The sequence below is a fragment of the Streptococcus sp. 32226D021BW genome, assembly GCF_053545015.1.
On record NZ_JBPPVC010000029.1, the window covers coordinates 1 to 5,180 of the forward strand.

6 protein-coding genes and 6 tRNA genes are annotated in these 5,180 nt (G+C 42.3%); all 12 read right to left on the minus strand.

What is annotated here, in order from left to right:
• Nucleotides 1-99: 99 nt before the first annotated feature.
• The 12 genes from ACEE44_RS10195 to ACEE44_RS10250 all read right to left on the minus strand — a co-directional run bounded on the left by ACEE44_RS10195 (nucleotide 100) and on the right by ACEE44_RS10250 (nucleotide 5,179).
• Nucleotides 100-309 carry a heavy-metal-associated domain-containing protein gene (locus tag ACEE44_RS10195; RefSeq protein ID WP_172049584.1) on the minus strand — a complete coding sequence of 70 codons (210 nt, stop codon included), beginning with the start codon at nucleotides 307-309 and terminating at the stop codon, nucleotides 100-102.
• A 2-nt stretch (nucleotides 310-311) separates the two neighbouring features.
• Nucleotides 312-752, minus strand: a complete 441-nt coding sequence (locus ACEE44_RS10200) for a CopY/TcrY family copper transport repressor (RefSeq protein ID WP_449172155.1) — start codon at nucleotides 750-752, stop codon at nucleotides 312-314.
• A gap of 99 nt (nucleotides 753-851) precedes the next feature.
• Entirely contained in the window at nucleotides 852-2,366 is a 1,515-nt protein-coding gene (locus ACEE44_RS10205) for a zinc ABC transporter substrate-binding protein AdcA (RefSeq protein ID WP_449172156.1), read from the minus strand.
• Nucleotides 2,367-2,374: 8 nt separating this feature from the next.
• Nucleotides 2,375-3,187, minus strand: a complete 813-nt coding sequence (locus tag ACEE44_RS10210) for a metal ABC transporter permease (protein WP_172090732.1) — start codon at nucleotides 3,185-3,187, stop codon at nucleotides 2,375-2,377.
• Nucleotides 3,180-3,884 (minus strand): metal ABC transporter ATP-binding protein, encoded by a 705-nt coding sequence (locus ACEE44_RS10215; RefSeq protein ID WP_332413287.1) that lies wholly within the window; start codon nucleotides 3,882-3,884, stop codon nucleotides 3,180-3,182. The genes ACEE44_RS10210 and ACEE44_RS10215 overlap by 8 nt, the downstream gene beginning before the upstream one ends.
• Nucleotides 3,885-4,328, minus strand: a complete 444-nt coding sequence (locus tag ACEE44_RS10220; RefSeq protein ID WP_449172157.1) for a zinc-dependent MarR family transcriptional regulator — start codon at nucleotides 4,326-4,328, stop codon at nucleotides 3,885-3,887.
• Between the two features lie 347 nt (nucleotides 4,329-4,675).
• A tRNA-Leu gene (locus ACEE44_RS10225) sits at nucleotides 4,676-4,759 on the minus strand.
• A gap of 11 nt (nucleotides 4,760-4,770) precedes the next feature.
• Nucleotides 4,771-4,842: transfer RNA gene (locus tag ACEE44_RS10230), tRNA-Gln, on the minus strand.
• Between the two features lie 11 nt (nucleotides 4,843-4,853).
• Nucleotides 4,854-4,926, minus strand: a tRNA-His gene (locus ACEE44_RS10235).
• Nucleotides 4,927-4,933: 7 nt separating this feature from the next.
• Nucleotides 4,934-5,004 (minus strand) — tRNA-Trp (locus tag ACEE44_RS10240).
• A gap of 7 nt (nucleotides 5,005-5,011) precedes the next feature.
• Nucleotides 5,012-5,092: transfer RNA gene (locus tag ACEE44_RS10245), tRNA-Tyr, on the minus strand.
• A gap of 14 nt (nucleotides 5,093-5,106) precedes the next feature.
• A tRNA-Phe gene (locus tag ACEE44_RS10250) sits at nucleotides 5,107-5,179 on the minus strand.
• Between the last annotated feature and the right edge of the window lies 1 nt (nucleotide 5,180).

The following is a 5,180-nucleotide window of genomic DNA, read 5'->3' on the forward strand; positions in this document are numbered from 1 at the left end:
TAAAAGGACTTAGTCCTGTCCAATACAGAACTAAATCCTTTCAATAATTATTTGTCCAACTTTTGGGGGTCAGTACACGACAGCTGCTTTTTATTTTATTTACACCAACTCTTCTACTTCATAGATGGTATCATCCAGCATCTCTTGGTATCGCTCTAAATCATAGGCCACCGAAGTTTCCACTTCCGCCAACTGCTGATCCAGCTGAATTTTCACTTCTTCCACCCCGTCCAAATCCAAGAGGTGATTGGTCACATGTTTGACACAATTCTGACAGGATAAATTTTTCAATTTCAAGGTTTGCTTCATATTCAATCTCCTTTTGTATGATGTCCACAGGTACATTGACCTGCCAAGCACCGACAAGCAATTCGCTCAGGTGCAGTCTTTTGTAGTTGGGCTATTTTACTAGCTAGATGTTCAAGGCTTTTTTGGGAAAATATCCCTGTGTCTAGCAGTTTTTCAACCAGTTGCCCCTGTTTTGTGGAACATATGGTAGCTAGTAAGAGCTCCACCTGCCCCTGCAAATGTTCTTCTTCACTAATCAGCGGATAATAGTGGTACTTGCTAGTTTCCTTAGCCATTCTCAAATAATTTTTCTTCCGCAGCCGCCCCAAGAGTGTCTTAATGGTCGTTGCCTGCCAATCAAAACCCTCCTGCAAAGCCTGAATAATTTCCTGCGAAGTTGCACCAGGCCGAGCCCATAAGACCCGCATGACCTGCCACTCCGCAGCAGATATCGTCTGCTCCACAAACTCACCTCCAATCACATTTCTACAATCAGTTTACATTTGTAGTCAAAAAATGTCAAGAAGAAAGACCGAGCAAGATACTCGGTCTATTTTCATATGTTAGTGAGCCAGCATTTCCTGACCAATTTCCAAACCAGTCAAACCAACTGGATAGTAAGTCGGCCAGTTTTCCAATTCTTCCAACAGTTTTTCCTGGCTCTCTCCGCCAAAGTAGATATGGAAGTGACCTGTTTTTACAGGTGCGATATTGTGGTCGCTGAATTGCACATACTTGTAGTCACCAGCGTTAGCATCCGTTGCTTCAAACAAGAAACGAACACCACGGTTACCTTTCTTATAGGTCAAAATCTCGTACCCAACGTACTTGTAAGTATATTTATAAGACTTGTCACCCACTACAAATTCCATGGTGTTGTCTGTGATGTTGATCTGATTGACATCTGTCTTGTAGCCAGTATCGTAATAAGTCTTGTATTCTTCAGCTGTCATACCACCCTTGAGCTTGGCCTTATAGTCCCAAACCTGGTCAAACGTGCCATCAAGCAAATATGGGTAAACAGACTGCCATTCGCCAGCATAATCTGACAAAGTCCGATCTCTCACAGCGCTATCTTCAAAATAACCATTATAAACAGTTTTATTTGTCACCTCTCCCTCTTCTGGCAAAATTTCAGAACCAGCTTGGGAAGTAGTCTTTTCAAGTGCTACTAGATTATCCTCCATTACAGAAATATAATCTTCGCCATTTTTCATCGCCTCGTCCGTCAAACTTTCAAGAGGATTTAAGACATCCAGTTGAACACCTGTTTCTTTGGCAAGTGTTTCAGCTACAGATTTTGAGGCATTTTCTTCAAAGTAGATATACTTAATACCATATTGCTTGATATATTCAGTCAATTCAGCCAAACGAGTCGGAGTTGGATCTTCATCCGCAGCAACACCTGTAATAGAAACTTGTTTCAAGCCATAATCCAAAGCCAAGTATGCAAAGGCAGTATGTTGAGTTACAAAGTATTTTTGCTTAGCCACGGACAAGGTTTCAGTGTATTGAGAATGTAAAGCCTCTAACTTTTCAATATAGGCAGCAGCATTTTTCTCAAAAACAGCCTTCTTATCTGGGTAATTTGCAATCAAACTATCACGGATATTCTCTACAAGTGTGATGGCACGTTCTGGGGACAACCATACGTGCGGATCATAAGCATGGCTATGTCCTTCCTCGCTATGATCATGCTCCTCGTGCCCCTCTTCTCCACCAGGCAAGAGCAACATTCCCTCAGTTGCACTGATAACATCTACTTTCTCTGTATCCACCGAATCTTCAATATCATGGACCCACGTTTCCATGTTTTCATTCTCATAAATGAATGCATCTGCCTCTTGGATACGGGCAATATCTTTAGCTGAAGGCTCATAACCATGGACCTCTGTCCCTGCTTTAATCAACAACTCTACATTGGCTTCATCTCCTGTTACCTGTTTCGTGAATTCGTAAACAGGATAAAAAGTCGTGACGATATCCAACTTGCCATCTTCCTGAGAAGCTGTGCTATTGCCACAAGCAGCTAACAATAAGGCTGAAGCAGACAAGAATAACAAACCAATTTTTTTCATATATACTCCTATTTTTTTAATTTTTGCATCACATTCACCAGTAAGAAAATACTGATAAAAATCAAGGTAATACTTGCACTAGCAGGTGTTTCTGCATAGTAAGATGTCAACAAGCCCGTAACCATTCCCAAGAAACCAACCAGCATACCAATCAAGATAACTGCCTTAAAACTCTTTCCTAAGCGAAGGGCAATGGAGGCCGGTAAAACCATAATGGTCGACACCAACAAGGCACCCGCTGCAGGGATCATGAGAGCAATGGCGACACCAGTCACCACATTAAAAGCAATGGACATCGCCCGCACAGGTAAGCCATCCACAAAAGCTGTATCTTCATCAAAGGTCAAAATATACATAGGCCGTAGAAACAGCAAGGTCAATACAATAACAATCACAGCGATAGCAAATAAGGCAAATACCTGCTCTTGACTAATGGTCACAATTGAACCAAACAGATATTGTTCTAGACTAAGACCCGACTTTCCACCCGATTTATTCATAACAATTAAGGAAATAGCCAAGCCTGTCGACATGAGAATAGCCGTCCCGATTTCCATAAAGTTTTTATAAATGGTCCGCAGGTATTCCAGAAATACCGCTGCCACAATGACAATCAGAACCGTCGAAAGCGTTGGAGAAATCCCCAAAACAAGACCAAAAGCCACACCAGCCAAGGAAACGTGACTGAGAGTATCCGACATCAGACTCTGCCTTCTCAAGATGAGAAAAACTCCCAGAACAGGCGAAAACAAGCTCATGGCTATAATGGCTAGAAAGGCCCTTTGCATGAAATCATAGTTGAAAACAGATAAATCAAGCATTGGACACCTCCTCATCCGCTTCGTGGACGTTAAAACAACGCCAAGGAGAAGCCTGATCACGTACCAGGTGAATATTTCGATCTGCATACTGATTCAGTTCGTCCGGATCATGCGTAATCATTAGAACAGCCTTACCATGCTTCTTAGCAGAATGGTGCATGAGTTGGTAAAAAGCATCCTTGGTTCCAGCATCCATACCCGTTGTTGGCTCATCTAGGATAAAAATATCCGGATCCGAAGCAAACATTCGGGCAATGACAGCACGTTGTTTCTGTCCCCCGCTCAAAGACCCCAATTTCTTATCCCTGTGTTCCCACATACCTACTGCTTCCAAACTAATCCGAATATGTTCCTCATCATGTCCAGTAAGCCGACGAAACCAACCCTGACGTGGATAGCGACCTGATTTTACAAATTCATAAACCGTGCTCGGAAAACCAGCATTAAAGCTAGCAATCTGCTGAGGCAAATAGGCCATGCGCAACTTTTTGCCCTTAACACTTTTCTCTGCAAAGGTCACTTTTCCAATCCTAGGCTTTAGAATACCCAAGGTAGCCTTTATCAAAGTTGTCTTAGCAGCTCCATTTTCTCCAGTTAGAGTAACAAACTCCCCACTATCCAAGTGGTAATGGATATGTTCCAATACAGGTTCCTTATCATAATAGAAGGATAAATCCTCCACACTTATATATCTCATCTATCTTCTAATTTTCTCCACTAAATCATTCATAAAGCGACTGATGACTTCTTGTTCACTCTCGCTGTAACGCGACAACAAGTGCTCATAAGCCTCCAAAGTATGAGCGTGATGACGGGCATGTTCAGCCGCGATTGGCTTAGCTGCTTCTGTCAAACTAAAACGTACAACACGAGCATCCTTCTTATCCCTTACGGCAACCAAAAGTCCCTGCATTACCAAAGCTTTTGTTGCTTTGGTAATTGCAGCCTGGCTAACATTCAGTTCCTTAGCAATTTCCGTATTGGTATAGGCAGCCTTTTCAATCAACATCAAAATATGCTCTTGCGTATTTGTTAATTTGACTGAACTCTGACAAGTACCAACTAAAATCTCTAATTGGTTCTCAGAGCTTAAAACAATTTCATGTAAATATTTTTCAATCTGTGATGCAAGATGACTCATACAATTCCCTTAACTCCTTAATTAACTTGTTAAGTATATCATAGAAAAAAAGAAAAGACAAGGAAAATATGAAAATTATTTACAAAATTTCAACTACATATAACGAATGCAATCCTATATATCACCTCATAATTTATAACAGCCCTACAATAGATATCTTTAGCCCCTACTACTGACTAACCAACCCCTTCGCTCTATAATTTTTCAGATCAAACTAATGGCAGATAAAACAACCTATAAATGTTAGCACACATCTCCTCACTACAGTTGACAAGGAGTCCCTTAAAGAAGGAAATGAAAAGCACAAAACAAAAGACAAGGCTAAGAAACCTTGTCTTTTTCAACTATACCGGCGGCCGGGGTCGAACCGGCACGTCCTTGCGGACACTGGATTTTGAGTCCAGCGCGTCTGCCAATTCCGCCACGCCGGCATATAGTTTAACTGGGGTAGCTGGATTCGAACCAACGCATGAGGGAGTCAAAGTCCCTTGCCTTACCGCTTGGCGATACCCCAATATTAAAATAGGCGAGTGAGGGGAATCGAACCCCCGAATGTCAGAGCCACAATCTGATGTGTTAACCACTTCACCACACCCGCCATAAAACACGGGCAGTAGGAATTGAACCCACACTGAAGGTTTTGGAGACCTTAGTTCTACCTTTAAACTATGCCCGTAAAGGTATGGAGAGAGAGGGATTCGAACCCCCGAACCCGAAGGAGCGGATTTACAGTCCGCCGCGTTTAGCCACTTCGCTATCTCTCCAAATATTAAATTAATGGCGCGAGACGGAATCGAACCGCCGACACATGGAGCTTCAATCCATTGCTCTACCAACTGAGCTACCGAGCCA